25 protein-coding genes are annotated in these 24,136 nt (G+C 65.3%); 14 read left to right on the forward strand and 11 right to left on the reverse strand.

The features are described from left to right. Nucleotides 1-47: 47 nt before the first annotated feature. The 10 genes from CA2_RS10050 to CA2_RS10090 all read left to right on the forward strand — a co-directional run bounded on the left by CA2_RS10050 (nt 48) and on the right by CA2_RS10090 (nt 9,352). Entirely contained in the window at nt 48-1,301 is a 1,254-nt protein-coding gene (locus tag CA2_RS10050) for a restriction endonuclease subunit S (protein ID WP_081888946.1), read from the forward strand. A gap of 84 nt (nt 1,302-1,385) precedes the next feature. Further along, nucleotides 1,386-2,291, forward strand: coding sequence for a DUF3800 domain-containing protein (locus tag CA2_RS10055; protein WP_042416216.1), 906 nt, complete (start codon nt 1,386-1,388; stop codon nt 2,289-2,291). Between the two features lie 219 nt (nt 2,292-2,510). Continuing rightward, nucleotides 2,511-5,615: a type I restriction endonuclease subunit R gene (locus tag CA2_RS10060; protein ID WP_042416374.1), complete on the forward strand. Its 3,105-nt coding sequence runs from the start codon at nt 2,511-2,513 to the stop codon at nt 5,613-5,615. 120 nt (nt 5,616-5,735) lie between these two features. Then, the gene (locus tag CA2_RS10065; protein ID WP_042416219.1) at nt 5,736-6,224 is read left to right on the forward strand and encodes a hypothetical protein; all 489 of its coding nucleotides are present in this window, start codon (nt 5,736-5,738) and stop codon (nt 6,222-6,224) included. Between the two features lie 113 nt (nt 6,225-6,337). Then, nucleotides 6,338-6,574 (forward strand): helix-turn-helix transcriptional regulator, encoded by a 237-nt coding sequence (locus CA2_RS10070; RefSeq protein WP_042416223.1) that lies wholly within the window; start codon nt 6,338-6,340, stop codon nt 6,572-6,574. A gap of 10 nt (nt 6,575-6,584) precedes the next feature. Next, nucleotides 6,585-6,935: a hypothetical protein gene (locus CA2_RS18825; RefSeq protein ID WP_369441217.1), complete on the forward strand. Its 351-nt coding sequence runs from the start codon at nt 6,585-6,587 to the stop codon at nt 6,933-6,935. A gap of 86 nt (nt 6,936-7,021) precedes the next feature. Next, nucleotides 7,022-8,248, forward strand: a complete 1,227-nt coding sequence (locus CA2_RS10080) for a plasmid recombination protein (RefSeq protein WP_042416225.1) — start codon at nt 7,022-7,024, stop codon at nt 8,246-8,248. Between the two features lie 46 nt (nt 8,249-8,294). Beyond that, nucleotides 8,295-8,585, forward strand: a complete 291-nt coding sequence (locus tag CA2_RS18750) for an HGGxSTG domain-containing protein (protein ID WP_081888947.1) — start codon at nt 8,295-8,297, stop codon at nt 8,583-8,585. Next, on the forward strand, nt 8,524-9,018 hold the full coding sequence (locus CA2_RS18030; RefSeq protein WP_156106013.1) for a hypothetical protein: 495 nt from the start codon (nt 8,524-8,526) through the stop codon (nt 9,016-9,018). Before CA2_RS18750 ends, CA2_RS18030 begins: the two co-directional genes overlap by 62 nt. Then, on the forward strand, nt 8,969-9,352 hold the full coding sequence (locus CA2_RS10090; protein ID WP_042416232.1) for a putative barnase/colicin E5 family endoribonuclease: 384 nt from the start codon (nt 8,969-8,971) through the stop codon (nt 9,350-9,352). The genes CA2_RS18030 and CA2_RS10090 overlap by 50 nt, the downstream gene beginning before the upstream one ends. A 925-nt stretch (nt 9,353-10,277) precedes the next feature. On the opposite strand, the gene cobF is transcribed toward CA2_RS10090, so the two are convergent. The 4 genes from cobF to CA2_RS10110 are packed head-to-tail and all read right to left on the reverse strand — an operon-like array spanning nt 10,278 to nt 13,618. Beyond that, a complete protein-coding gene (gene cobF / locus CA2_RS10095) occupies nt 10,278-11,120 on the reverse strand; it encodes a precorrin-6A synthase (deacetylating) (protein WP_042416235.1) in 843 nt (280 codons plus the stop codon). Further along, nucleotides 11,117-11,947 carry a precorrin-4 C(11)-methyltransferase gene (cobM, locus tag CA2_RS10100; RefSeq protein ID WP_042416238.1) on the reverse strand — a complete coding sequence of 277 codons (831 nt, stop codon included), beginning with the start codon at nt 11,945-11,947 and terminating at the stop codon, nt 11,117-11,119. Before cobM ends, cobF begins: the two co-directional genes overlap by 4 nt. Before the next feature lie 4 nt (nt 11,948-11,951). Continuing rightward, entirely contained in the window at nt 11,952-12,431 is a 480-nt protein-coding gene (locus CA2_RS10105; protein WP_245620929.1) for a cobalamin biosynthesis protein, read from the reverse strand. Further along, nucleotides 12,419-13,618, reverse strand: a complete 1,200-nt coding sequence (locus CA2_RS10110) for a bifunctional cobalt-precorrin-7 (C(5))-methyltransferase/cobalt-precorrin-6B (C(15))-methyltransferase (RefSeq protein ID WP_042416241.1) — start codon at nt 13,616-13,618, stop codon at nt 12,419-12,421. The genes CA2_RS10105 and CA2_RS10110 overlap by 13 nt, the downstream gene beginning before the upstream one ends. Between CA2_RS10110 and CA2_RS10115 the strand changes: the two genes are divergently transcribed. Further along, complete coding sequence (locus CA2_RS10115) at nt 13,617-14,384, forward strand: cobalt-precorrin-6A reductase (RefSeq protein ID WP_042416243.1); 768 nt, start codon at nt 13,617-13,619, stop codon at nt 14,382-14,384. The genes CA2_RS10110 and CA2_RS10115 overlap by 2 nt on opposite strands. On the opposite strand, the gene cobJ is transcribed toward CA2_RS10115, so the two are convergent. The 7 genes from cobJ to CA2_RS10150 all read right to left on the reverse strand — a co-directional run bounded on the left by cobJ (nt 14,345) and on the right by CA2_RS10150 (nt 21,712). After that, nucleotides 14,345-15,160, reverse strand: a complete 816-nt coding sequence (gene cobJ / locus CA2_RS10120) for a precorrin-3B C(17)-methyltransferase (RefSeq protein ID WP_042416247.1) — start codon at nt 15,158-15,160, stop codon at nt 14,345-14,347. The genes CA2_RS10115 and cobJ overlap by 40 nt on opposite strands. Beyond that, nucleotides 15,154-15,918, reverse strand: a complete 765-nt coding sequence (gene cobI / locus CA2_RS10125) for a precorrin-2 C(20)-methyltransferase (RefSeq protein ID WP_042416250.1) — start codon at nt 15,916-15,918, stop codon at nt 15,154-15,156. Before cobI ends, cobJ begins: the two co-directional genes overlap by 7 nt. Further along, on the reverse strand, nt 15,908-16,537 hold the full coding sequence (locus CA2_RS10130) for a precorrin-8X methylmutase (protein WP_042416252.1): 630 nt from the start codon (nt 16,535-16,537) through the stop codon (nt 15,908-15,910). Before CA2_RS10130 ends, cobI begins: the two co-directional genes overlap by 11 nt. Then, nucleotides 16,459-17,880 carry a ferredoxin-like domain-containing protein gene (locus CA2_RS10135; RefSeq protein WP_081888952.1) on the reverse strand — a complete coding sequence of 474 codons (1,422 nt, stop codon included), beginning with the start codon at nt 17,878-17,880 and terminating at the stop codon, nt 16,459-16,461. The genes CA2_RS10130 and CA2_RS10135 overlap by 79 nt, the downstream gene beginning before the upstream one ends. 62 nt (nt 17,881-17,942) lie before the next feature. Then, nucleotides 17,943-19,880: an esterase/lipase family protein gene (locus CA2_RS10140; RefSeq protein WP_042416255.1), complete on the reverse strand. Its 1,938-nt coding sequence runs from the start codon at nt 19,878-19,880 to the stop codon at nt 17,943-17,945. Nucleotides 19,881-19,931: 51 nt separating this feature from the next. Further along, nucleotides 19,932-21,008: an Lnb N-terminal periplasmic domain-containing protein gene (locus tag CA2_RS10145; RefSeq protein ID WP_245620930.1), complete on the reverse strand. Its 1,077-nt coding sequence runs from the start codon at nt 21,006-21,008 to the stop codon at nt 19,932-19,934. Nucleotides 21,009-21,154: 146 nt separating this feature from the next. Beyond that, nucleotides 21,155-21,712 (reverse strand): adenine phosphoribosyltransferase, encoded by a 558-nt coding sequence (locus CA2_RS10150; protein WP_042416258.1) that lies wholly within the window; start codon nt 21,710-21,712, stop codon nt 21,155-21,157. Nucleotides 21,713-21,975: 263 nt separating this feature from the next. On the opposite strand from CA2_RS10150, the gene CA2_RS10155 reads away from it, so the two are divergent. From CA2_RS10155 to lptC, 3 genes are read left to right on the forward strand one after another with little or no spacing between them, the layout of a single operon-like run. Then, nucleotides 21,976-22,977 (forward strand): KpsF/GutQ family sugar-phosphate isomerase, encoded by a 1,002-nt coding sequence (locus CA2_RS10155; RefSeq protein WP_245620931.1) that lies wholly within the window; start codon nt 21,976-21,978, stop codon nt 22,975-22,977. Then, nucleotides 22,977-23,537, forward strand: coding sequence for a KdsC family phosphatase (locus tag CA2_RS10160; RefSeq protein WP_042416260.1), 561 nt, complete (start codon nt 22,977-22,979; stop codon nt 23,535-23,537). The genes CA2_RS10155 and CA2_RS10160 overlap by 1 nt, the downstream gene beginning before the upstream one ends. Then, nucleotides 23,534-24,133, forward strand: a complete 600-nt coding sequence (gene lptC, locus CA2_RS10165) for an LPS export ABC transporter periplasmic protein LptC (protein WP_042416263.1) — start codon at nt 23,534-23,536, stop codon at nt 24,131-24,133. The genes CA2_RS10160 and lptC overlap by 4 nt, the downstream gene beginning before the upstream one ends. The last annotated feature ends 3 nt before the right edge of the window (nt 24,134-24,136 follow it).

The following is a 24,136-nucleotide window of genomic DNA, read 5'->3' on the forward strand; positions in this document are numbered from 1 at the left end:
CACAGAGCTGGATGCTGTGATTCGGGCGAAGCTGGGAGGGCTGGGGTATGAGTTCTGAGCTGCGTCTCACACGACTTGAAGAAGTCTTGAGTTTTGCAAACGGACGTACCAGCCCAGATCGGGAAGACGCTGCTCCTGTTCCGGTATTCGGGTCAAACGGGTTGATTGGCAAAGCCCGGGAGTTCAACTCCCAGCCGAACACAATCGTGATTGGCCGTGTCGGCTCCTACTGTGGCTCGGTTCATTTTTCTAGTGAAGCTTGCTGGGTGACGGATAACGCGATCCGAGCAACCGCGAAGGGAGAGAACGACCCCAGCTTTCTGTATTACCTTCTCAAGCAGCTAAATCTGAATAATTGGCGCAGCGGCTCTGGCCAACCCTTGATTAATCAGACCACGCTGAATGCGATAGAAACTCAGATTCCTTCTCCGATAGAGCAGCGAGCCATCGCAGGACTTGTAGGCGCCCTCGACGACCGCATCACTCTCCTGCGCGAAACCAACGCCACCCTCGAAGCCATCGCCCAGGCCCTGTTCAAGTCCTGGTTCGTAGATTTCGACCCCGTGCGCGCCAAGATGGAGGGCCGCGCGCCCGGAGGCATGGACGAGGCCACCGCAGCGCTGTTTCCCGATGGGTTTGAAACGTCGGAGTTGGGGGAGGTGCCGAGGGGGTGGCGAGTTGGAACACTTGGCTCGGTTTGTAGCTACCTCAATCGCGGTTTGTCACCCAAGTACCTCGAAGTAGGGGGCGTCCTTGTCCTCAATCAAAAGTGCATTCGAGACTTTTCGGTTGACTTCGCCAAGGGGCGTAGGCATGACCCCTCACAGCGGAAAATTGACGGTCGAGAAGTAGCTGTTGGCGATGTGCTGGTGAACTCAACAGGCGTTGGCACATTGGGTCGGGTGGCACAAGTTTTGTACCTGCCAGAGCCAATCATCGTTGACTCTCACGTCACGGTTGTCCGCGCAGGGCCTGATCTAAGTTGGCCCTATCTCGGGCAGTTCATGGCGCGCAAACAGCCTGAAATTGAAGCGATGGGAGAAGGCTCAACTGGACAGACAGAACTTGGGCGATCGAAACTCGCCAGCTTGTCCGTCGTCGTGCCATCAATGAAGGTGTTGACTAGTTTTGACGAGCTTGTGCGCCCGCTCAAACAACGTGTTGCCGTCAATGAGCGCAAAGCCCAAACCCTTTCCACCCTCCGCGACACCCTGCTCCCCCGCCTAATTTCCGGCCAGCTGCGCCTGCCCGAAGCGCTGGCCGCCACCGAGGCCGCCTTGGGCGGTACGCTGTCAGCATGAGTGATTTATTTTTAATAGCTGCTTGCGCTTACTCCATAAGTGCTACAGGCATTTTTATTCACTGAACTTCGTCAACCCCACACCATGACCCCCGCAGGTACCCAATACGCGCTGTTTGAATCCGTCGAGGCGATACCCGTTGAGCAGGCTCCGCAGGAACCCGCGGGCCGCCGGTTCAGCGACTATGTGGTGTATGTGGATGAAAGCGGAGACCACTCCCTGGCCAGCATTGACAGGGACTACCCGGTGTTCGTGCTGGCGCTGTGCGTCTTTCACAAACGGCATTACGCAGAAAAGATCGTGCCGGCCGTCGAGAAGCTGAAGTTCAACTACTTTGGTCATGACAGCGTGGTTCTGCACGAGAACGAAATCCGCAAACAGAAGGGCGACTTCGCCTTTCTCGCGCATCGGCCCACGCGCGATGCGTTCATGGCGGGGCTGACCTCAATCATGGAAGCCAGCAACTTCATCCTGATTGCGTGCGTGGTGGACAAAGCACGGATGCACCGATCCGCTGGGACACTGACCAATCCGTACCACATTGCACTGGGTATGGGGTTGGAGGCACTGCGTGGTTTCCTGGCCGAGAAGGGGCAGGATGGCGTGAAGACCCACGTGGTGGTGGAGTGCCGTGGCAAGAAAGAAGATGCCGAGCTGGAGTTGGAATTTCGCCGTGTCTGCGATGGCGACAACCCCGGCAACCGGGTGTTGCCGTTTGACGTGGTGTTCGCCGACAAAAAGACCAATTTGGCGGGTTTGCAGCTGGCCGACCTGGTGGCTCGGCCCGTCGGCTTGAATTACCTGCGCCCTGCACAGCCGAACCTTGCGTTCGATGTGCTGAAGAAAAAGTTCTACTGTGATGGTGGCCGTGCCTGTGTGGGCACCGGCTATCAGGATGTGGGCTTGGTGATTTATCCACCCCAGAAAGCGAAAAGCCCCGATGAACCCACCGAGGCTGTAGCGCCGACCAGGAACCCCCAATCCACTTAGTTACGAAGTTTAGCCTAATGCCCGGATTACTGCCAAGAGCATCGATATGGCACCCATCACGACCGCAGCAAGGACAGCCGTTGGCTACGTTGGCAGCCACTGTGGATGTGGCCGTCTGGCTGAGATGCGGAGTGCTTGCTGGGGTGAGAGTACCGGGCGTAGACCCGCCGAAATACACAAGCGGAGCCATGGGGTGGTGCCGCACTGGAGGGATTGAGCGTGACTGAAGAGCAACTCGAACAAGAAACCCTGGCCTGGCTGGAGGATGTGGGCTACACCCATCGGTATGGGCCCGACATCGCCTTCGACGGGTCTTCGCCCGAGCGCGCCGACTACCGCCAGGTTGTTCTGCCCTTTCGGCTGCGCGAGGCCATCAACCGCCTGAACCCAGGCATTCCCGTGGCTGCCCGTGAAGATGCCATCAAGCAGGTTTTGGATCTGGGCATCCCCTCTCTGCTGTCTGCCAACCGTGCCTTCCACAAGCTGCTGGTGGGCGGCGTGCCGGTCCAGTATCAAAAGGACGGAGAGACACGCGGCGACTTCGTGCGCCTGATTGACTGGACGCACCCCGAGAAGAACGAATGGTGGGCCGTCAACCAGTTCACCATCAAAGGCCCGCACAAAACCCGTCGCCCCGACGTCATTCTGTTCGTCAACGGCCTGCCGCTGGCGCTGCTGGAGCTGAAGAATCCTGCCGATGAAAACGCCAACATCTGGAAGGCGTTTGACCAGATCGAGACATACAAGGAGCAGATCCCGGACGTGTTCCAGTACAACGAGGTGCTGGTGATTTCGGACGGCACCGATGCCTTGATGGGGTCCCTGTCTGCCAACGCCGAGCGCTTCATGGCCTGGCGCACGATTGATGGGGTGAACATCGATCCCCTGGGGCCGTTTCAGGAACTGCAAACGCTGGTGCGCGGTGTGCTGGCGCCCCAGTACCTGCTGGACTACATCCGTTACTTCGTTCTGTTCGAGGACGACGGACAGCTGGTTAAGAAGATCGCGGGCTACCACCAGTTTCACGCGGTGCGTGCTGCCATCGAAGAAGTGGTGGCCGCGTCGCGGCCTGGTGCATCCCGCAAGGGCGGGGTGGTATGGCACACCCAGGGCAGCGGCAAGAGCATCACCATGACCTGCTTTGCCGCCCGTGTGATGCAGGAAGCCGCGATGGAGAATCCCACCATCGTGGTGATCACCGACCGCAACGATTTGGATGGTCAACTCTTTGGCGTGTTCAGCCTGGCCCAAGACCTGTTGCGGGAACAGCCCACGCAGGCACTGACACGTCCAGACCTGCGTGCCAAGCTGGGCAATCGTCCCTCGGGCGGCATCATTTTTGCCACCATCCAGAAGTTCATGCCGGGGGAGGATGAGGACATCTTCCCCGTGCTGTCCGAGCGCTGCAACATCGTGGTGATCGCCGACGAAGCGCACCGCACCCAATATGGCTTCAAGGCGACCCTCAAAGGCAAGCCTGGCGAAGAAAAGTACCAGGCAGGCTATGCCCAGCACCTGCGCGATGCGTTGCCCAATGCGACGTTTGTGGGCTTTACCGGCACCCCGGTCAGCAGCTCTGACCACGACACCCGCGCCGTGTTTGGTGAGTACATCCATGTGTACGACATGCAGCAGGCTAAGGAAGATGGCGCTACCGTGGCCATCTACTACGAGTCTCGCTTGGCCAAGCTGCGGTTGAAAGACGAAGACCTGCCAGCCATCGACGACGAAGTCGATGAACTGGCCGAGGACGAGGAAGAAAGCCAGCAAGCCAAACTGAAAAGCCGCTGGGCCGCCCTGGAAAAAATCGTTGGGGCCGAGCCCCGTGTGGCCAGCGTGGCCGCTGACCTGGTGGCGCACTTTGAAGAGCGCAGCACCGCCCAATCGGGCAAAGCCATGGTGGTGGGCATGAGCCGCGACATCTGCGTGCACCTGTACAACGAGATCATCAAGTTGCGCCCTGGCTGGCACGACAGCGACCCAGAAAAAGGCGCTATCAAGATCGTGATGACCGGCTCTGCCAGCGACAAAGCCCTGCTGCGTCCCCATATCTACGACGGCAAGGTCAAAAAACGCCTGGAAAAACGCTTCAAGGATCCCGCTGATCCGCTGCGCCTGGTGATCGTGCGCGACATGTGGCTCACGGGCTTCGATGCCCCGTGCGTACACACCCTGTACGTGGACAAGCCCATGAAGGGCCACAACCTCATGCAAGCCATTGCACGGGTGAACCGCGTCTTCAAGGGCAAACAAGGCGGCCTGGTGGTGGACTACATCGGGATCGGCAACGAACTCAAAGCCGCCATGAAGGAGTACACGGCCAGCAAAGGCCGTGGCACCCCCACAGTGGATGCCCGCGAGGCGTACAGCGTCCTCATGGAGAAGCTCGATGTCCTGCAATCCATGCTGCATGGCTGCGATTACAGCGATTTCCTGACCGGGGGGCATCAAACCCTCGCCCGAGCAGCCAACCATATCTTGGGCCTGCGGGAAGAAGGCGGCAAGGACGGCAAACGCCGCTTTGCCGATACCACCCTGGCACTGACCCAAGCCTTCTCGCTGTGCTGCACCCTTGACGAAGCCAAGGCGGTGCGCGAGGAAGTGGCCTTCATGCAGGCTGTGAAGGTCATCTTGACCAAACGGGACATCACCGCCAAAAAGCGCACCGACGAACAGCGCGACGAAGCCATCCGCCAGATCATCAGCAACGCCGTGGTGTCCGATCAGGTGGTGGACATCTTTGATGCCGTGGGTTTGGACAAACCCAATATTGGGCTGCTGGACGATGAGTTCCTTGCCCAGGTGCAGAACCTGCCAGAGAAGAACCTGGCGGTGGAGTTGTTGGAGCGCTTGCTGGAAGGTGAAATCAAGAGCCGCTTTGGCAGCAACGTGGTGCAGGAAAAGAAGTTCTCCGATCTGTTGGGCAACGTGATTAAGCGCTACCAGAACCGCTCGATTGAAACCGCCCAGGTGATGGAAGAACTGGTCGAGATGGCCAAGAAGTTCCGCGAGGCCGCCAGCCGGGGTGAGCTGCTGGGTCTGACCGAGGACGAGGTGCGCTTTTATGACGCCCTGGCCACCAATGAATCAGCGGTGCGGGAGCTGACCGATGAAACCCTCAAGAAGATCGCCCACGAGCTGACCGAGAACCTGCGCCAGAACCTGAGCGTGGACTGGAATGAACGCGAGAGCGTGCGGGCCAAGTTGAGGCTGATGGTCAAGCGGGTTTTGCGCAAGTACAAGTACCCACCAGATGCGGCTGATGCGGCGGTAGAACTGGTGCTGCGTCAGGCGCATGCCCTGGGTGAAGAGTGGGCGATGTAGGCCTTGCACTGCTTGTCATGATCGACGCTGTTCGTTTGCAGCAGAGAGCTGTTAGGCCGATGCGGCAGCGTGGATGTGAATTGTCCGAATGCACACCAAACTGACAACGAAAGGAAAACGATGAAGTGGGATCTCAGCAGTGACGAGGGGTTGGATGCTGCGCTGTGCAATTTCGAGGCAGGGCATGATCCAGAGCTGGCGCTGCAATTGGCAGAGTATTTCAACCAGCGGCTGAAAGATGCCGATGTGGTGTCGATACAGGACCCGTTGTTCATTCGGTACTTTCGCATCGTCATGGGACGTTTGTGCGATGACACGGACGAGTGGCACAAGCAGAGAAAGCGGTCCACGCCGGAACAAGCCTTTGGGTTCACGCTGCCCCGTGGAAAACACCAGCGCGAGGATACGGAGCTCCGTGATATTCGCTGTGCTGCCTATGTCGTGTGGGCACGCCGTCAAGGACAAACCAAGCTGGAGGCAATCGGTGAGGCAGCGAATCGTTTTCACAGTGCGGATGCTGGGGACAAGGCGGTAGAGAAGGCCTATATCAAGTACCAGGATGTTTTCAATGGCTTCCCTGCGTCTGTTTTGGAAAATCTGTTTGCATAAGCAACCCCTGATAAAGCGCTTTATCAGGGGTTAGGCGATCGGGAAAATTTTTCGAGACTGCGGCCGTGCCGGTGCAGAACGCATCGGCTTTCTGAATCTCTAGGAGGTAAGAAATGGCCGCACCAACTACCAAAGCGCTGACCATCATTCGTCGCAAACAACTGGAGGCGCGCACAGGGCTGTCGCGTTCCAGCATCTACGCCAAGATGCGTTGGAACCCCAAGCGCCCGGGGGATTTCGACTCCACCTTTCCCAAACCCATCTCCGTGGGTGCCAAGGCCGTCGGCTGGGTTGAATCGGAAGTAGATGAGTGGTTGACAGCGCGCGTTGCTGCCAGCCGCCAGAAGTAAGGGGGCGATCATGAATTTTGATCGTGACCTCCTGCCGAAGGCTTCGACTTTTGATGAAGTGCAAGGGCTGAAACCGACGGGCCGTGGAAACCGGAAGACCTCGGAGTGCCGCTTCCACGGTGGTAGCGATTCCACGCGTATCAACACAGACACTGGTGCTGTGGTCTGCATGGCAGGCTGCCTGGACGAAGAAACCCGCTCCCACATCACCACCGCCGAGGCGGCTTTCCACCTCAACCGCTCCGAGCAGACCCTGCGCCTGTGGGCCTGCAAGGAAACAGGGCCGCTGCGCCCTGCCCGCATCAACAACCGCTTGGCCTGGTCGGTCGCCGAGCTGCGCCGCGTTTTGGGTATCCACTAAACTGCGGCCCCGCCATGCGTTCGCTGGCCCTCTTCCACCCAGCCGTGCTCGTCACGGCTGGAGTCATTTGAGGGGCACGCGTGCACATGGACCGCCGTACACGCTCTGCCAACCTGCTGGTGCGCTTTGCCAAGCTCAAGGGCCCCACGGCAGCGCTGCGGGCGGCTCGGCACAATCTGCGCGAGCTGGCTTTGACGCCCAACATCACCCCAGGCCAGCAGCATCTCAACCTCGTCTTGCTCGGGCACCAGACGGCTGATGCGGTCAACGCTGCCTACAAAGCACAGCTGGAAGCAGCAGGGATCGACAAGCTCCGGGTGGATGCCGTGCGCCTGATCGAGGCCTTGGTCAGCCTGCCTGTGGGCATCCGCGATGACGAATCCGCGTACTTCCAAGCTGCTTTGGACTGGATGGCCACAGAGTTTGGCAGCGCCAACATCCTGAGCGCGGTCGTGCACAAGGATGAAAGCGCACAGCACATGCATGTGCTGATCGTTCCCCTGGTCCACGGGCGGATGCAAGGCTCGGATTTACTGGGTGGTAAAGCACAGCTGCGTGCGCGCTTGGCGCGCTTTGAACAAACCATGCAGCCCCACGCAGCCGCTTTAGGCCTGCTGGACCATTCCGAGATGGCGCTGACGGCAGAACAAATGGCCGGGGAAGTCATTCGCGCACTCCAGCACCGCAAGGACCCGATGTGGGAAAGTTGCGTGGCCCAACTGCTTCGCAACTGTATCGAAGAAGCCCCCCAGCAGTTTTATGCAGCCCTGGCCCCGACGTTGGGGCCCGCCGACACCCTGAGTCCGCCTCGCCCTCGTTGCCGCCCCAAGCGCACGAAAACGATGGCGGAGATTTTAACCAAGCCCATCACCAAGCTCCGTGGCGCGGCTGCGGAACGCTATCGCCAAAGCCCGGAATACCAACGCGCCCACATTACGGCACCTGCACGGTCCAAGCCTGCGGCCAGTGCGGCTGGCGCCCGTGCCATCTCAGAAGCCACTTGCAGTTCCTCGCCTCCCATGCATGTCGTGATTGGGCTGAAGTTGCCAGCCCTGCAAAAGCGAACCCTATGCTCTGTAGGGTTTGCTGGCGCTGCTCCCACTTGGCCCATCCATACCAGCCTTGGCATCCTGGCCCAGCCTCGATCGGTACTCCAGGCAAGCGTCACCAGGGTACGGGCAGCACCAATCCCATCGTGGCCGGCCGCAAAGTACCCGCAACCGACTCTTCAACGCACCAGTTGGCTGGTGGCGACAGTGCCGCTGAACTGCGTGCTTTTGAAATGGTGGCTGCTCAATGCCCGGATTCCCTGAGATTGGACGACACACAAGTACGTTCAATTGCAAGACAGAGGCACCCATGCACCACCCCACTCAACCACATGCCTTACCGGCACCAGCACCTGGCAATCAGAGCGCTGATCACGAACCTGCGTCCTTCCATCTCCACAGCGACTGCTGTGGCGCGAGGACGCGCAAGGGCACTCCCTGCAAAAGCAAGGTCCTGTATCGCGGCGGACGCTGCAAGTTGCATGGTGGCTTGTCCACGGGGCCCAAAACCAAAAAGGGCAAGGCTGCCAGCCGCCGTAATGGAAAGAAAGGCGGTCGCCCCAGGAAGAACCGACAAACTGAACGGAAAGGCACGGCTTAAAACCCAACCCCATGAGAACCAGACAAAACTTGACATTTCCAAGGTACAAAAACTTGGAAATGCTGCGCTAGATTGTTGGTGGCTGGTGGGTCACTGTGCGATGGAAATCAAGCTGAACGACACCGACCGCATGCTGGCGAGTGGGGTGCTTGGACACGATGGATTGTTTGACCAGCAGCTGGCGCCCGTCCTGAACCAGATCGCCACGATGCTCCGGGCTCTGGTGGATACCAAGATTCAGGAATACGGCCTGCGTGGTGGTATCGACCTGTGCCGCCGCGTGGCGGCCGAAGAAGTCCTGGCCGAAATGGCGCAGACCACGCCCAAGCTGAATTTCGTGCAACCGCGCCATCGTCGCGATTCGCTCCTGGCTGCGCCAGCATGTGCCCGGCTTCCGTTCGCTGGCGCTGTCCGACGCCGAAATCATTCGTGACTACATCCTGCCGGCCCGCGCCATGCACCGCGCGGGCCTGGGCTGGGTAGACTTCGTGTGGGGGGATGACAAGCGCGGGATCGCCCACATCCTGGCGCAACGCCAGGCCAAGGACGGCATGACACGCCAAGAGGCTATCCAGCTGCTGGAAGAAGGCCTGGTACAGACCATTGCGAAGGGGGAGGAAGCGCGCCGGATCGAGGTGGGTAACTCTACCCCTGCACTTGGACTACCAGGGGCAGCGCGCTATTTTGGTCCGGTCGGGTGGCAACAATGCGTGGATGCTGACCGGCTTTCAGATTCGGGTGCCCGGTGGCCAAAAGGAAGGATTTGATTCCAAGAAGCCTGCGCAAACCGCCACTACACCTACGCGTGACGGCCTGGGAGCGAGCACTGAAAGTATTGTCGCGGACAGCTCAGATGATGGCAATGCAGTGTTCAGCTGCTTGCAAAGCACGGTGCTGGTTGAGATTTGCGCGCGCAACAGCCTGTTCTCGGCCCAGGCTCTGTTTGTTTCGCTGCTGCTGGACCGGCAGAACGCAGCGCTTGACCTATATCGGGCGTTGGGCAGCGGTAGGCAGGCTCCAACCGGGTAGGCGTGCCGACGGCGCTTCTTTGATTCGCTTCACCCTGTATTCCAGATTGCAGAAAAGCAGCAATCTAGTTTGCGTGAAAGCAGCAACCTAGTTTGCTGGAAACCAGCAAACTGGATTGCGAGAAACCAGCAAACTGAGGCAGCACTTTTAACCAACCAAACATCAATCCGGTGCCAGTGGCCAGACAACTGCGCCAGCGCCCGCTTTTGGGGTTAGCTGGACGCAAGCGTGGAAAGCCACGCAACATCATGAGCGCCCGCGGGAAGGTGTTCAGAACGTTGAGCGGTGCCTAATCCAGAAATTTCGCCTCTATGTGTGCTCGTGAAGAAAAGCCTTCCAAAAGGGGCAGGTCAGATGCGTGTGCCCATATGTGTGCCCATTTAAAATTATTAAAAAATAAAGTTGTTTTATATCAATCGCTTAATCTTGTTTTCTAGCTTCTGCATCGAGCGCGGCGGCGCCCTGCGTACGGGCGGGCGAGGGTGCCCCGCCCAGCGTGGCCTGCGGCGTCGGTGCGCAGGGTGGCTGTCCACCCTGGGTGGACGGTCCAGGGACGGTCTGCGTCGCACGCAAAAAAACAGAGCGCTTGGCGCACCCAAAAAAAGGACTTCCAACCGAAATAGGCTGGAAGTCCTTGTTAAATCATAGGTATTTGCTACTTTTTCAAGAGCTAAACGCCGTGGCAGGGGCTGCCGCGCTGCGGCGGCGCAGCAGGTAGATGTCCATGATCCAGCCGTGCTGCGCGCGCGCGGCGGCGCGCGTGGCCAGGATGCGCGCGCCGGCCTCGGTCAGCGGGCCGTGGTCCAGCACCTGCTGGGCCATGCCCACGTAGGCGCCCCACCAGATGTCCACGTCCTGCGCCAGCGCCGGCGGCATGTGGGTGAAGCTGCACTGCCCATCCAGCATGACGACCACGGTGTCCACCCCGGCGGGCCAGCCGTGGTCGCGCAGCTGGCGACCGGTGGTCACGGTGAAGGGCTGGCCGATCTCGTTCACCGCCAGCGCGTGGGCGGCGGTCAGGGCCTGGATGGCGGTGATGCCGGCCACCACATGCACCTGCACGGGCGGCGGCTGCATGCGCGCGGCGATGCGCAGCGTGCTGTCGTACAGCGAGGGGTCGCCCCAGACCAGGAGGGCCACGTGCAGTGGTCCTTCGGCCTGGCGCGGCTGCAGCCCGTCGGCCAGCGCCTGGGCCATCGTCGCCTGCCAGCGGCGGGTGATGGCGGCATGCCATTCGTCCACCTGGGCCAGGTAGTCCTCGCCCTGGCTGCGGCGCACAGGCATGTCAAAGCCGGCCACGCGCGGCGGCGTGGGCACGTCGGCCAGCACGGCATCGCACAGCGACTGGCGCAGCGCGGCCAGCTCGGCCTTGTCCTCGCCCTTGTGCGGCAGCAGGATCAGGTCGGCCGCGCGCATGGCCTGCAGTGCCTGGCGCGTGAGGTGGTCGGGGTTGCCCGTGCCAATGCCGATCAGCGTCAGGGCCACGGGGGGCAGGGGGCGGCTCATGCCGCGTCGTGGCCCAGCGGGCGGTCGGTGGCGGTGTCCACGGCGGTGTCGGCAGCGGGGAAGCGCGGCTCGGTGCCCAGGGGGCGGTAGCGGCGGTCGTAGTCGGCGGCGTAGAGGCGGCTTTCGCCAAAGTCTTCGGCGCTGATGCTGCGGCCCACCAGCATGATGGCCGTGCGCTCCATGCGGCTGGACACGGCCTGGGCCAGCTGGCCCACGGTGGTGCGCACCACGGTCTCATCGGGCCAGCTGGCGCGCCAGACGATGGCGGCGGGGCAGTCGGCGCCGTAGTGGGGCAGCAGCTCGGCCTGCACCTTCTCGGCCACGTGGATGGACAGGTGGATGGCCAGCACCGCGCCGGTGGCGGCAAAGGCGGCCAGGTTCTCGCCCTCGGGCATGGCGGTGGCGCGGCCCGAGGTGCGCGTCAGCACCAGGGACTGGCACAGGCCGGGCAGGGTCAGCTCGGCGCCCAGCGTGGCGGCCGCGGCGGCGAACGAGGGCACGCCGGGCGTGACGCTGTAGGCAATGCCCAGCTCGCGCAGGCGGCGCAGCTGCTCGCCCATGGCCGACCAGACGGACAGATCGCCCGAATGCAGGCGGGCCACGTCCTGGCCCTGGGCCTCGGCGGCCTGGATTTCCGCCACGATCTGGTCCAGGTCCATGGACGCGGTGTTGACGATGCGCGCGCCCGGCGGGCAGTGCGCCAGCAGTTCGCGCGGGATCAGCGACCCGGCATACAGGCACACCGGGCAGCGGGCCATCAGGTCGCGCCCGCGCACGGTGATCAGGTCGGCGGCGCCGGGGCCGGCGCCGATGAAATGCACGGTCATGCCGTTACTCCTCAAGGGGAGAGGCCAGGGCCTCTCCGGATACACAATCAAAAGACGGGGCGGCGCAGGCCAGCGCCAGCGTGGCGCAGCCGTCGGCAGCCACCCAGCGCGGCCGCCACAGCCGTGCGCCCGGGCCGGCGGCGATCAGCGCGGCGGCTTCTGCCACGCTGCCCGTGCCATAGCGCGCCAGCAGGCGCGCCGACTGGGTGGGCACCGGCTGGCCGGCCAGCTGCGCCGGCGGCAGGGCCAGTAGGTGCGTGGCCCACGGCAGTTGCGCGCGCCAGGCCTGCAGGGCCGGGTGGCCGGCCTTGTGCGCCAGCACGGCCAGGGTGGTTACGGTCGGTACCTGGCCCGCCGGCCAGTCGGGTTGCTGCACCAGCCAGTCGCAGGCCTGCTGCCACAGCGCCTGCAGGTGGTCCGCACGGGCCGTGGCGCGCAGGCCCAGGCCCGCCACCAGGGGCTGCGTGGCGCTCACCGCTGCCACACCCATTGCACCAGCGGGCGCGCGGCCTTCCAGCTGCGCATGCGGCCCAGGGCCTCCACGCTGGACAGCTCCAGCCGCTGCAACTGTCCGCCGTGGCTGGCGTGCAGCTGGACCAGCAGGGCCTGGGTTTCCAGCGTCACGCCGTTGACCACCAGGCGGCAGCCCGTGGGCATGGCCGCCTGCAGGTGTGCAAACAGGGCGGCATCGAAGCCGCCGCCCACAAACACGGCCTGTGGCCGCGGCAGATCCTGCAAGGCCTGGGGTGCCGTGCCGTGGATGCAGCGCAGCGCTTGCTGCAGGCCAAAACGTTGGGCGTTGCGCGTGATGTTGGCCACGCGCGTGGCGTGCTGCTCGATGGTGATTGCCTGGCCCCCGGCCAGGCACCACTCCACCGAGACCGAACCGGAGCCCCCGCCGATGTCCCACAGGCATTGGCCGTGGCGCGGCGCCAGGGCGGCCAGCGTCATGGCGCGGATGGGGGCCTTGGTGATCTGGCCATCGTGGGCGTACCAGGCGTCGGGCCGGCCCGGGGTGGTGGGCAGGCCTTCCTGCTGCGCACTGTGCGCCAGCACGGCGACGCAGACCGGCGATTGCGCCGGGTCTTCGGCCAGGGTGGTGGCGACGGCGTCGGCCGCCAGCATGCGGCAGCGTTCGCGCGGGCCACCCACGGCCTCCAGCACCCACAGTGTGCTGCGGCCCCAGCCTTCGGCCTGCAGCCAGTCGGCAAAGTCCGCCACGGCGGCGCCGTCGCGCAGCAGCACGATCAGCTGGCGCCCAGCCCGCAGCTGCGGCAGCACCTGCGCCACGGGGCTGGCGTGCAGGCCCAGGCACACGCTGTGTTCCAGCCGCCATCCCAGGCGGGCGGCCACCAGCGAAAATGTGGCGCTTTGGGCGTGGCAGTTCCATTCGTGGGGCGGCAGATGCTGGGCCAGCGTGCCCCCGGCCCCAAACCAGAACGGGTCGCCCGAGGCCAGCACCACCACCGGCTGGCCGCGCAAGGCCAGGACGGGGGTGGGATCAAAGGGGATGGGCCAGGCGCGGCCCCGCGCGCCGGCCTGGGCCAACTCCAAGTGGCGTGGAGCACCGAAAATGGTGTGTGCCGCTTCCACGGCACGGCGTGCCGGAGCGCTCAGGCCTTCCAGCCCGTCTTCGTTCATTCCGACCAAGGTCAGCCACGGATCAGCCATGACACATGTTCTCCTGCTGGGTGGCACCAGCGATGCCAGCTTGCTGGCCCGCCGCCTGCACCAGGCCGCGGTGCCCGCGGTGTTTTCGTATGCGGGCGCCACCCGCCAGCCCGCCGCCCAGCCCCTGCCCACGCGCTGCGGCGGTTTTGGCGGGGTGGAGGGGCTGGTGCAGTTCATCCGCAGCCAGGGCATCAGCCACGTGGTGGATGCCACCCACCCGTTTGCCGCGGAGATGAGCCGCAATGCCTGCGCGGCCTGCGCCCAGACCGGCACGCCCTTGCTGGCGCTGGAACGCCCCGCCTGGCAGCCCGAGGCCGGCGACCGCTGGCAGATGGTGGCCGACATGGACGCCGCCGCCCGCGCCTTGCCGGTGGCGCCGGCCCGCGTCTTCCTGGCCGTGGGCCGCAAGCAGCTGGCGGCATTCAGCCATGTGCCGCAGCACCAGTATCTGCTGCGGGTGGTGGATATGCCGGAAGTGGGCTCCCTGCCTGTGCAGGGTGCTATGGTGCTGGTAGCGCGCGGCCCTTTCGATGCCGAGGCGGAGCGCGCCTTGCTGGCCACCCACGGCATCGAATGGCTGGTGACCAAGAACGCCGGGGGCGAGGCCACGCGCGGCAAGCTGGAGGCGGCGCGGGCCCTGGGCCTGCGCGTCATCATGGTGCAGCGCCCGCAGGTGCCGGCGCGCGCGTCCACAGACCAGGTGGACGCGGTGATGCACTGGCTGGCTCATGCCACCGTGCCCGGCGCCACCGCGTCCCTGCCGTAGGAACGCGGGGTGTAGATCCACGGCCCCACGCGGCGCGTGGTGCTGTTGCCGACCAGCACCACGGTGCGCATGTCGGCCATCTCGGGCTGCACGTCCTGCAGGGCGCACACCGTCAGCCGCTCTTCGGGCGTGGAGACAGCGCGGGCAAAGACCAGCAGGCGTTCGGGTTCGCAGTGCGTGCGCAGCAGCGCCAGCAGGCGGTTGAAGCCTTCGGGCCGGCTGAGGGAGCGCGGGTTGTAGAAGGCCATGGCAAAGTCGGCCTCGGCCGCCAGTTGCACGCGTTTGGCAATCACGGACCAGGGCTTGAGGTTGTCCGACAGGTTGATGCAGCAAAAGTCATGGCCCAGGGGGGCCCCGGCGCGCGCGGCGGCCGCCAGCATGGCGGTGATGCCGGGCAGCACCTGGATGTCCAGCGTGTGCCACAGCGCGGCTTCGGCGGGCGTGGCGTGGTCCACGGCTTCCAGCACGGCGCTGGCCATGGCAAACACCCCGGGGTCCCCCGAGGAGACGACGACCACGCGGTGGCCTTGCGCGGCCAGCGCCAGCGCATGGCGCGAGCGGTCGATCTCGACCCGGTTGTCCGAGGCGTGGAAACGGATGGCGTCCACGTCCGCCGCGGCCTGGGCCTGCAGCAGGGCGCGGGCGCGCTCCACGTAGGGGACATAGCCAATCACGTCGGTGGCCTGCTGCAGGGCGGCGCACACCTCGGGGGTGATTTGCGGCAGGGCCCCGGGGCCCAGGCCGACGATGCTCAGGCGTCCGGCGGGGCTCACCATGCGGCCTCCGGGCGGCGGCCCTGGCCATGGACCAGGACGATGGCGAAGTAGGGGCAGGCCGCATCGCCCACGTCCTGCAGGCGCTGGACCTGTTGCTGGGCGGTGGTGCCGTTTTCCACCAGCCAGGCGGCCTCGGTGCGGCCGCAGCGCTGCAGTGCGCGGCGGATGCGCGGCAGGTTGCGCCCCACCTTCATGATGACCAGGGCGTCGGCGGTCTGCATGCGGCGCACCAGCTCGTCCTCGGACAGCGTGCCGGTCATGACGCTCAGCACGTCGTCGCCCCAGGTGATGGGGGTGCCGGTGGCATGCCAGCAGCCCACCATGCCGGGGATGCCGGGCACCACGTCCACGGGCACGTCGCCGCGCGCCTGCAGGCGGGTGTAGAGGTGCATGAAGGAGCCGTAGAGGAAGGGGTCGCCCTCGCACAGCACCACCACCTGCGTCTGGCGGGCCAGCTCGGCCAGCCGTTCGCACCACTGGTCGTAGAAGCGCGACAGCTGCTGCACATAGGCCTCGCTGTCCACCGGCAGTTCGGTGGTGACGGGGTATTCCATGGCGTACTCGACCACATCGTCAGCCAGCAGGCCTTGCACGGCCTGGCGCGCCTTGCCGGGGCGGCCGGGCTTGCGGAAGAAGGCCACATGGCGCGCCTGGCGCACCAGGCGGTCGGCCTTGACGCTCATGAGTTCCGGGTCACCGGGGCCCAGGCCCACGCAGACCACGCCCGTGGGGGCCACCATCGCGGGCTTATTCAACATGGCTGGCCAGGGCGTTGACGGCGGCCACGGTCATGGCCGAGCCGCCCAGGCGGCCGCGCACGATCATGGCGGGCACGGGCAGGTCCTGCATCAGTGCCTCCTTGGATTCGGCGGCACCGATGAAGCCCACGGGGCAGCCGATGATGGCCGCGGGGCGCGGGCAGTCGGGCTGCTGCAGCATGTTCAGCAGGTGGAACAGCGCGGTGGGGGCGTTGCCGATGGCGACCACGGCACCGGCCAGGTGGGGGCGCCACAGCTCGACCGCGGCAGCGCTGCGGGTGTTGTGCATGCGGGCGGCCAGTTCGGCCACGCCGGGGTCCTGCAGGGTGCAGATGACGGGGTTGTTGGCCGGCAGGCGCGAGCGCGTGATGCCCTCGCTGACCATGCGCACATCGCACAGGATGGGGGCGCCGTCCAGCAGGGCCTGCTGCCCGGCGGCGAACAGGTCGGGGGAAAACTGGATGTGGGGGGCGAGTTCGACCATGCCGGCGGCATGGATCATGCGCACCGCGACGCGCTCCTCCCCCGGGGTGAAGCGCGTCAGATCGGCTTCGCGGCGGATGGTGGCAAAGGACTGGCGGTAGATTTCGGCGCCATGGGTTTCGTAGACGTGAGCCATGCAATCTTTTCGGAGAACAAGCGTGGATTGTCGCGCAGGCCGGACGCCGGCAGCTCCAGGCAGGCGGCATCGCCGGCCGTGCCCTCGCGCACCACGGCGAAGCTGGTGTGGGCGCGGCCCTCGGCATCGGTGCTGCGCTGTGCGCGCAGCGTGACGGTGGCCGGGCGCTGGCGCGCGCAGCCCTTGGCGCAGCCCGAGACATGCAGGTGGCTGCCAGCAGGCACCTGCGGTGCCAGGTCCAGCGCCAGGGCTTGTGTGGGCGTCAGGGCTTGGTCGCAGCCCGGGGCACCCGTGCAGGCCGAGATGCGCAGGCGCGGATCGGTGGGGGCGGTGATCCAGTGCGCCGCCTGGTCCAGCCCGGCCTGCCGTGTCCACTCGTCTGCCGTGGGGGACGCTACGCCTTCGATGCACAGCATGCGCCAGGGTGTGATGCGCAGCCCCGGGGGCGTGCCGTGTGCGCCGGTGGTGTGCGGCAGGGCCTGGGCCAGCCGGGCCAGCGCGGGGGCGGAAACGCGCCCCAGGGGCGCTGCGACCAGATAGCCGGTCGCGGCCGTCCAGCCCGGTGCGGGCTCCGCATCGCCACCCAGGTGGGGCACAGGCGGGGTGTGCCAGCGCACCCCTGGGGGCAGGGGCCAGTCGGGCAGGCGCTGGTGCTGGCTGTGGTAGGCCGCCAGCTGGCTGGCCATGCGCCCGGGGTGCAGCCCTTGGGCGCGGCGCTGGCGCGCCTGTGCGGCACTCCAGCCGGCCAGCAGCAGCACGCAGGCGATGGCGTGCTCCAGCGTGGGGGCGGCCAGGGCCAGGTCCACACCCTCGGGCTGGACCCGCCAGCGATGGGGCGCTGGTGCGCCGTGCTCTGCGGGCAGGCACAGCAGGCGCACATCGGCAGGGACCGTGGCCAGCAGGGCGTGCTGCGGACCAGCGACGAGCCAGCCGAATTTGGCCGGCAGGCCCTGCAGCACTTCTTCCGGTGCCTGTTGCAGCGCGGATTGCAGGGCCTGGGCGCTGGCCAGCACCCCGTCGCCGGGCTGGTGCAGCGGGTCGATCACGATGGCGCGCAGCTGCTCCTGGCGGGCGTCGGCATCCAGCAGCTGCGCCGCGGCCAGGGCCTGCAGCACGGCGCCGTGCTGCTGCGGGTCCACACCGCGCAACTGGACATTCGCACGGTTCGACAGTTCCAGCGTTCCGCTGCCATAGCGGGTGGCCAGGTCCGCCAGCAACACGGCCTGCGCCGCGCTCAATCGGCCCAGCGGGGGGCGCACGCGCACGACCAGCCCATCGCCCGAGGCCATGGGTTGCCAGGCGCCCGGGCACCAGCCCTTGATGCGCGGAGAGGGGGGGGGCATGTGGGGTTCCATGTCGAAAATTGTGGCGGGATTGCGCGGGTGGACCCTTGACCCATCTGGACTTATGGCTTGCTTGGGGCGTTGCTTGGCAGCAGTTGGTTGTGCAGGATGCGGCGGATTTCCACGATGGCGCGCGGGTGCTCCTGCACGCTGTGGCTGAAGGGCACGATCAGCTCCGAGGCGGCCCCCTCGAGGTGGGCGCTGCGGTAGGGCACGATGCCATCGCTGCTGTCGGCCAGCGGCAGGTTGGGTGTGTCGTTGCCAATGATGGAGTGGTAGCGCACGCGGGGGCTGATCGGTAGGTTGGCCATCAGGCGCACGTACTCGTCCGCGTCGCTGAGGTTGTCGATGCTGTTGGGAATGCGCAGCAGCGAGTCCTTGCCGATGCGTGGCGAGGCATGGGCCAGCTGGCGCGTGAGGTCGGCGAACTGCTCGACCATGGAGAACGGCAGCGTGATCAAGTTGGACACCCAGCGCGCGATGCGGTTGTTGGCAAAGTCCGTGCCGCGGTGCGGGGCCGCGATGAAGATGGCGCTGCTGACCTGGGGCACGGGTTCGAATTCGACAAAGGGCCGCAGCTGTTCGTCCAACTGGTCTGGGTCCAGACCGTAGGTGTCGGTGATGGACGCCAGCACCTGGCCTTGGGTGCTGCTGACCATTAGGCGGGCCAGTACCCCACCCATGCTGTGCCCCACCAGGGTGATGTCCTGCGAGGCACGCGCCGTGCCCTGCGGGTCAAAGTGCTGCAGCGTGCGCTGCAAGGCCTGGCGAATTGCCTGGTTGTTGAGCGCCAGCGGGGCGTTGGTGGGGTAGTAGACCTGCCAGATCTGGTAGTTGCGGCGCAGGTTCTCGTCGCCCAGCACCTCGTTGGCCACGTTGATCCAGGCCTCGGGGCTGCTGGCCAGTCCGTGCAGCATGACGATGGTGCGCCGGTTCGGGTCGTAGGGCTGCATCAGGTAGATGCTGGGGCGCACGATGCCGTTGCTCAGCCCCACCAGGGTGCGCAGCGCCTGGGTGGCAAAGCCGGAGCGCGCCAGCCACAGCCCGTAGCCCGAGGAAAAATTGCCCGCCAGCGGCACCCGGGTGCGGGCTAGCTCGACCTGCCGGACACGGTAGGGGTCGAAGGCCTGCAACTGCACCTCGCGCGTGGACAGGACCTCTTCCAGGCTCTGTCCGGCAAAGTTCAGCACCACGGTGACGGCGGGAAACAGCGACTCCTGGTAGGGCGGGCGTGGCGGGCCTTCCAGCATGCCCTGGGCGGTGCGTGCCAGATCGCGGTCCGCATCGCTCTGGAACACGGCCACCAGCTCGGCACCGAAGCCATCGCGGCGGTACTGGTTGCGCAGCCCGGAAAAGCGCAGCGAGGTGGCAGGCACCAGTTCGTTGGGGATGTTCTTGTTGGCGGGCAGCCAGACACCCGAGAAGTCCGAGGTCAGATGCCAGCTGCCCAGAGTGATGGGCGCGGACGGGGCGGCCTCGCCGCGCAGCGCGAACAGGCCGGTGACCGCCTGCTGCACGGCGTGGTTGTAGTAGTCGCGCACCTGGACCTGGCGGTCTTCGAAGGCCCGGTCGCTGGGCTTGCGCTGGGTGAAGAACAGGTAGGCCCAGGCGTGGCGTGCGGCTTCCAGCCAGGCCTGCACATCCTCGGGGGTGCGCGTGCCGGGCAGTGAGGGCACCTGCTGCGCCTTGCGCGCCTGCAGGATCCATAGCTCGGCCAGCGTCGCCATGCGCTGCTCGTCGTACAGGCCGGTGGCGGTGGCGATCGTGTAGTGGCACCAGGGGACGTCGGCCAGGCAGCGCTTGCTGTCCAGGTCCAGCACCCGCAGCGCTTCCTGCGCCGCGGGGCTGAGTTCGCCCGAGGTCAGCACGTCGCTGCGCCGCTCGGCCAGGTAGGTGGCGGGATCGGTGGTGCGGACGGTGACACCGGCGCACCCCGTCAGCAGGATGGCCAGAGCAAGCACCAGCCCCAGGTGCCAGCGGGAGGGCGAAAACAGCGTCATAGTGCGCGAGTGTAGGCGCCATGCCGGGCCGGTGGCCGCAGGTGGGGCCGGCTAGCGCATGCCGGCGCGGATGTGGCGCGAAAAGTCGATGCTGGCCTGGGTGTCGTCCAGGCCGGGGGCGGGTTGCCAGCTCTGCGCGCGGGCGTTGATGTGGCCGTTGCTGCGCTGCAGCGGCAGCGGTTGCATGGATTCCAGGCCGCCGGCGTCGCGCAGGTATTCCGGCAGGTAGCCCGAGGCCAGCAGGCGCCAGTCCAGGGGCAGTTCCTGTCCGATGCGCCGTGCCAGCTGCCAGACGATGGTGGTGCAGTTGGCCGTGAGCGTGTGGTAGAAGCGCGGCGCTTGCGCCAGTTGCGAGGCCTGCTGGGCATAGGCCAGGAACAACTCCTGCATGGCGGCGAGCGACAGCTTCACGCGGTACAGGTGCACCTCTTCGCCCCGGGCGTTGGTGCGCACGGCCAGGATGTCGCGCTCGTCGGCGGCCACCAGTGCCATTTCGTACTGCTTGAAGAAGCCAGCCAGGGCGTCGAAGTGCTCACCCTGCTCTTTGCGGATTTCCACGGAGAACACGACATGCTCGCCGTTGTCGAACCCGAACGACACCAGGGTGTGGGCGATGGCTGGTCCCATCCAATACGACAGTGCCACGTCCACACTGCGCAGCCGGTTCAGATCGTAGTTCCGGGTTTCCCAGCGCGGGGTGTAGTCGGTCTCGCTGCGCCAGATGAAGTTGCGCACATGGCGCAGCTGGATGTGCTGGGGCGCGTTGTATTCGGGCGCGGCCTCGACCAGGTGCGCGACGTCATCGGCCCAGCGCCGGTCGCTGCGCGGTGCGATGGTGCTCCACCAGGCCAGCAGGGCCAGCATCAGCACGAGCCCGCCGGCCATGACCGGCAGGGTGCGCCGTTGCAGCGCGCCGTAGCCCAGCAGCACCAGCCAGGCGAAGCCCCAGACCAGGGCCAGGGCTGTCGCGATGTTGTGGGTCTGCGGGCCTTCCAGGTACAGCGCGGTGCTGCCCCAGGCGCCGCACAGCATGGCCCCCAGGCACACCAGCAGCCAGGTCAGCACCCCCAGCCCACGCCGCCAGCGCGGGGTGACAGGCATGAAACGGTGGCTGGCGGGGTAGGGCATGGGGGCAAGGTAAAAATGTAAACAAACCAAGTTTGCCGTGACACATAGGTGAACGCTGTCACGGTATGTATCTGTAGGGCCAGGGTCACAGACACAAAAAAGCCGGCAGGGCCGGCGGGGTGTGCACCACAGGGAGGACGCAGGCCTCAATGGCCGGCGAAATCCACCAGGGTGAACAGCGGCAGCTTGCCGGTGGTGCGCAGCAGCTCGGAGCCCCCCAGCTCGGGCAGGTCGACAATCGCGGCCCCCTCCATGACGGTGGCACCCAGTTTTTCGATCAGTTTCTTGCCGGCCATCATGGTGCCGCCGGTGGCAATCAGGTCGTCAATCAGCAGGACCTTGTCCCCAGGCTTGACCGCATCGGTGTGCAGCTCCACGGTGGCGCTGCCGTATTCCAGCTCGTAGGTTTCCTCGACGGTGGTGAAGGGCAGCTTGCCTTTCTTGCGGATCGGCACGAAGCCCACGTTCAGCTCATAGGCAATGACGGCGCCCAGGATGAAGCCCCGGGCATCCAGGCCGGCCACCATGTCGGGGCGCTTGTCGGCATCCATGTAACGGTGCACGAAGGCATCGATCAATACGCGGAATACCTTGGGGTCCTGCAGCAACGGGGTGATGTCACGAAACTGCACGCCGGGCGCAGGCCAGTCGGACACGGTGCGGATGTGCTGGCGAAGGTAGTCGTTGACGCTGGTGGTGTACATGGGGCGCAGTTTTCAAAGCCGCAAAGGGCTGCTGGGGCAGGGGCTGCATCGGCACGCTCCCGCCGGAAACGAAGGGCCTTGCCGATCGCAAGGCGGGGAATGGCAAAAAGTGTAATCAGTGTCGGCGTCTGGCGCCGTGGGGCGCACGATCAGGTCGGCGCCCGTGGGTGGTTTCTGCAGCGGGCCGCTGCGCTGGCCCTGCTTGCGCTAGGCACTGGCCCGATGGGGCGGCGGGGTCTCGGCCGCACCGATAAAATCGGGCCATGAACATCCCCATGCCGACCTCGCCCGTACTGGGCGCGTCGCAGGCCCTGGCCACGGCGCGTGAGACTTTGACCATTGAAATCCAATCGCTGCAGGCGCTGGCCCAGCGGCTGGATGATCGCTTCGTGCAGGTGGCACAGGCCATGCTGGCGACGCCCGGGCGCGTGGTGGTCATGGGCATGGGCAAAAGTGGTCACATCGGGCGCAAGATCGCCGCCACCCTGGCGTCGACCGGCACCCCGGCCTTCTTTGTGCACCCGGCCGAGGCCAGCCATGGCGACCTGGGCATGGTGACCGACAAGGACATGGTGCTGGCGATCTCCAACAGTGGCGAGAGCCACGAACTAACATCGCTGCTGCCGGCCCTCAAGCGCCAGGGCGTGCGGATTGCCGGCATGACCGGGGGCCTGACCTCCAGCCTGGCCAAACATGCGGACTGGGTGCTGGACACCAGCGTGGAGCGGGAAGCCTGCCCTTTGAATCTGGCGCCCACCGCCAGCACCACGGTGCAGCTGGCCCTGGGCGATGCCCTGGCTGCGGCCCTGCTGGAGGCACGCGGCTTCAAGGCCGAAGACTTTGCGCTGTCCCACCCCGGCGGTTCCTTGGGCCGCAAGCTGCTGACCCATGTGCGCGACGTCATGCGCAGTGGCGACGACGTGCCGCAGGTGCTGGCGCAGGACGGGTTTGACCGCCTGATGCGCGAGATCAGCGCCAAGAACATGGGGGCCAGTGCGGTGGTGGATGCCGCAGGGCGGGTGCTGGGCATCTTCACGGATGGTGACCTGCGCCGCCGCATCGAAGACGGCACAGATCTGCGTGCGGCCAAGGCCGCAGACCTGATGCACCCCCAACCCCGCACGATCGGTCCCGATGCCCTCGCGGCCGATGCGGCCCAGTTGATGGAGCGCCACGGCATCACGTCGGTGCTGGTCACGGATGCAGCAGGGATTTTGGTGGGCATGGTCCATATCCGGGACCTGATGGTGGCCAAGGTGATCTGATGGAAGCAATGCAAATGGATATGTCGGTGCGTTGTGAGGCCTCGGTGCTTGCCAAGGCCCAGCAGGTGCGGGTGGTGTTCCTGGATGTGGATGGCGTGCTGACCGACGGGGGCCTGATGTTCAGCGAGCACGGCGAGACCCTCAAGCGCTTCAACACCCTGGACGGTCACGGCATCAAGCTGCTGCAGAAGGCGGGAATCGTGCCTGCGGTGGTCACGGGGCGGGATTCCGCGCCGCTGCGCTTGCGCCTCAAGCAGTTGGGGGTGCAGCATGCGGTCTACGGCACCGAAGACAAGGTGCCGGCTGCGCAGTCCATTCTGGACAGCCTGGGGCTGGATTGGGCCCAGGCCGCCGCCATGGGTGATGACTGGCCGGATCTGCCCGTGATGCAACGCTGCGCCTTGGCGTGCGCACCGCGCAACGCCCACGCGGAAAACCTGGCACGCGCCGATTGGGTGAGCGACCTGCCTGGCGGCCAGGGGGCGGTGCGCCAGTTGTGTGATCTGCTGCTGCAGGCCGGTGGGCACTACCACCGCTTGCTGGAGACCTATCTGCGATGAAAAAAACCTTGCAACGTGTCTGGGAGCAACTGTCCATTTACCTGCCCATCATGCTGATGGCAGTACTGGCCTTGGGCACTTGGTGGCTGGTGCGCAATGCTCCCAAGCCGTTGGCAGGTCCGGCGGACCAGGTGGCTTCGGCCGATCCGGATTACACGATGCGCGATTTTTCGGTGCACCAGTTCGACGCCAGCGGGCGTCTGCAAAGTGTGATCCAGGGGGATATGGCGCGCCATTTGCCTTTGTCCGACACCTTGGAAGTGGATGCGGTGCGCACGCGCAGCATTGCGCCGGATGGCACGGTCACGACCTCTGCCGCCCAACGCGGTATCAGCAATTCGGACGCCTCCGAGGTGCAGCTGTGGGGGGATGCCAAGGTGCGGCGCGTGGTGCCCGGTCAGCCCCAGGCGGCTCTGCAGGTGGAGGGTGAGTTTCTGCACGCCTGGACGAAGGAAGAGCGCGTTCGCTCCCATTTGCCCGTCGTGCTGACACGTGGTGGAAGCCGTTTTGTCGGAGACAGCATGAATTACGACAACCTGTCCCAAGTAATTGAACTCAAGGGGCGGGTGCGGGGTGTGATCGAATCACGCAAGTGATGA

It is taken from the genome of Comamonas aquatica NBRC 14918 (assembly GCF_000739875.1).
GTDB lineage: Bacteria > Pseudomonadota > Gammaproteobacteria > Burkholderiales > Burkholderiaceae_C > Comamonas > Comamonas aquatica.

Excerpts from the sequence above, each read along its gene's own strand:
- CA2_RS10050 (WP_081888946.1), top strand. The coding sequence starts at position 48 with ATGAGTTCTGAGCTGCGTCTCACACGACTTGAAGAAGTCTTGAGTTTT.
- CA2_RS10055 (WP_042416216.1), top strand. The coding sequence starts at position 1,386 with ATGACCCCCGCAGGTACCCAATACGCGCTGTTTGAATCCGTCGAGGCG.
- CA2_RS10065 (WP_042416219.1), top strand. The coding sequence starts at position 5,736 with ATGAAGTGGGATCTCAGCAGTGACGAGGGGTTGGATGCTGCGCTGTGC.
- CA2_RS10070 (WP_042416223.1), top strand. The coding sequence starts at position 6,338 with ATGGCCGCACCAACTACCAAAGCGCTGACCATCATTCGTCGCAAACAA.
- CA2_RS18825 (WP_369441217.1), top strand. The coding sequence starts at position 6,585 with ATGAATTTTGATCGTGACCTCCTGCCGAAGGCTTCGACTTTTGATGAA.
- CA2_RS10080 (WP_042416225.1), top strand. The coding sequence starts at position 7,022 with ATGGACCGCCGTACACGCTCTGCCAACCTGCTGGTGCGCTTTGCCAAG.
- CA2_RS18750 (WP_081888947.1), top strand. The coding sequence starts at position 8,295 with ATGCACCACCCCACTCAACCACATGCCTTACCGGCACCAGCACCTGGC.
- CA2_RS18030 (WP_156106013.1), top strand. The coding sequence starts at position 8,524 with ATGGAAAGAAAGGCGGTCGCCCCAGGAAGAACCGACAAACTGAACGGA.
- cobF (WP_042416235.1), bottom strand. The coding sequence starts at position 11,120 with ATGAGCCGCCCCCTGCCCCCCGTGGCCCTGACGCTGATCGGCATTGGC.
- cobM (WP_042416238.1), bottom strand. The coding sequence starts at position 11,947 with ATGACCGTGCATTTCATCGGCGCCGGCCCCGGCGCCGCCGACCTGATC.
- CA2_RS10115 (WP_042416243.1), top strand. The coding sequence starts at position 13,617 with ATGACACATGTTCTCCTGCTGGGTGGCACCAGCGATGCCAGCTTGCTG.
- CA2_RS10110 (WP_042416241.1), bottom strand. The coding sequence starts at position 13,618 with ATGGCTGATCCGTGGCTGACCTTGGTCGGAATGAACGAAGACGGGCTG.
- cobJ (WP_042416247.1), bottom strand. The coding sequence starts at position 15,160 with ATGGTGAGCCCCGCCGGACGCCTGAGCATCGTCGGCCTGGGCCCCGGG.
- cobI (WP_042416250.1), bottom strand. The coding sequence starts at position 15,918 with ATGTTGAATAAGCCCGCGATGGTGGCCCCCACGGGCGTGGTCTGCGTG.
- CA2_RS10130 (WP_042416252.1), bottom strand. The coding sequence starts at position 16,537 with ATGGCTCACGTCTACGAAACCCATGGCGCCGAAATCTACCGCCAGTCC.
- CA2_RS10135 (WP_081888952.1), bottom strand. The coding sequence starts at position 17,880 with ATGCCCCCCCCCTCTCCGCGCATCAAGGGCTGGTGCCCGGGCGCCTGG.
- CA2_RS10140 (WP_042416255.1), bottom strand. The coding sequence starts at position 19,880 with ATGACGCTGTTTTCGCCCTCCCGCTGGCACCTGGGGCTGGTGCTTGCT.
- CA2_RS10145 (WP_245620930.1), bottom strand. The coding sequence starts at position 21,008 with ATGCCCTACCCCGCCAGCCACCGTTTCATGCCTGTCACCCCGCGCTGG.
- CA2_RS10150 (WP_042416258.1), bottom strand. The coding sequence starts at position 21,712 with ATGTACACCACCAGCGTCAACGACTACCTTCGCCAGCACATCCGCACC.
- CA2_RS10155 (WP_245620931.1), top strand. The coding sequence starts at position 21,976 with ATGAACATCCCCATGCCGACCTCGCCCGTACTGGGCGCGTCGCAGGCC.
- CA2_RS10160 (WP_042416260.1), top strand. The coding sequence starts at position 22,977 with ATGGAAGCAATGCAAATGGATATGTCGGTGCGTTGTGAGGCCTCGGTG.
- lptC (WP_042416263.1), top strand. The coding sequence starts at position 23,534 with ATGAAAAAAACCTTGCAACGTGTCTGGGAGCAACTGTCCATTTACCTG.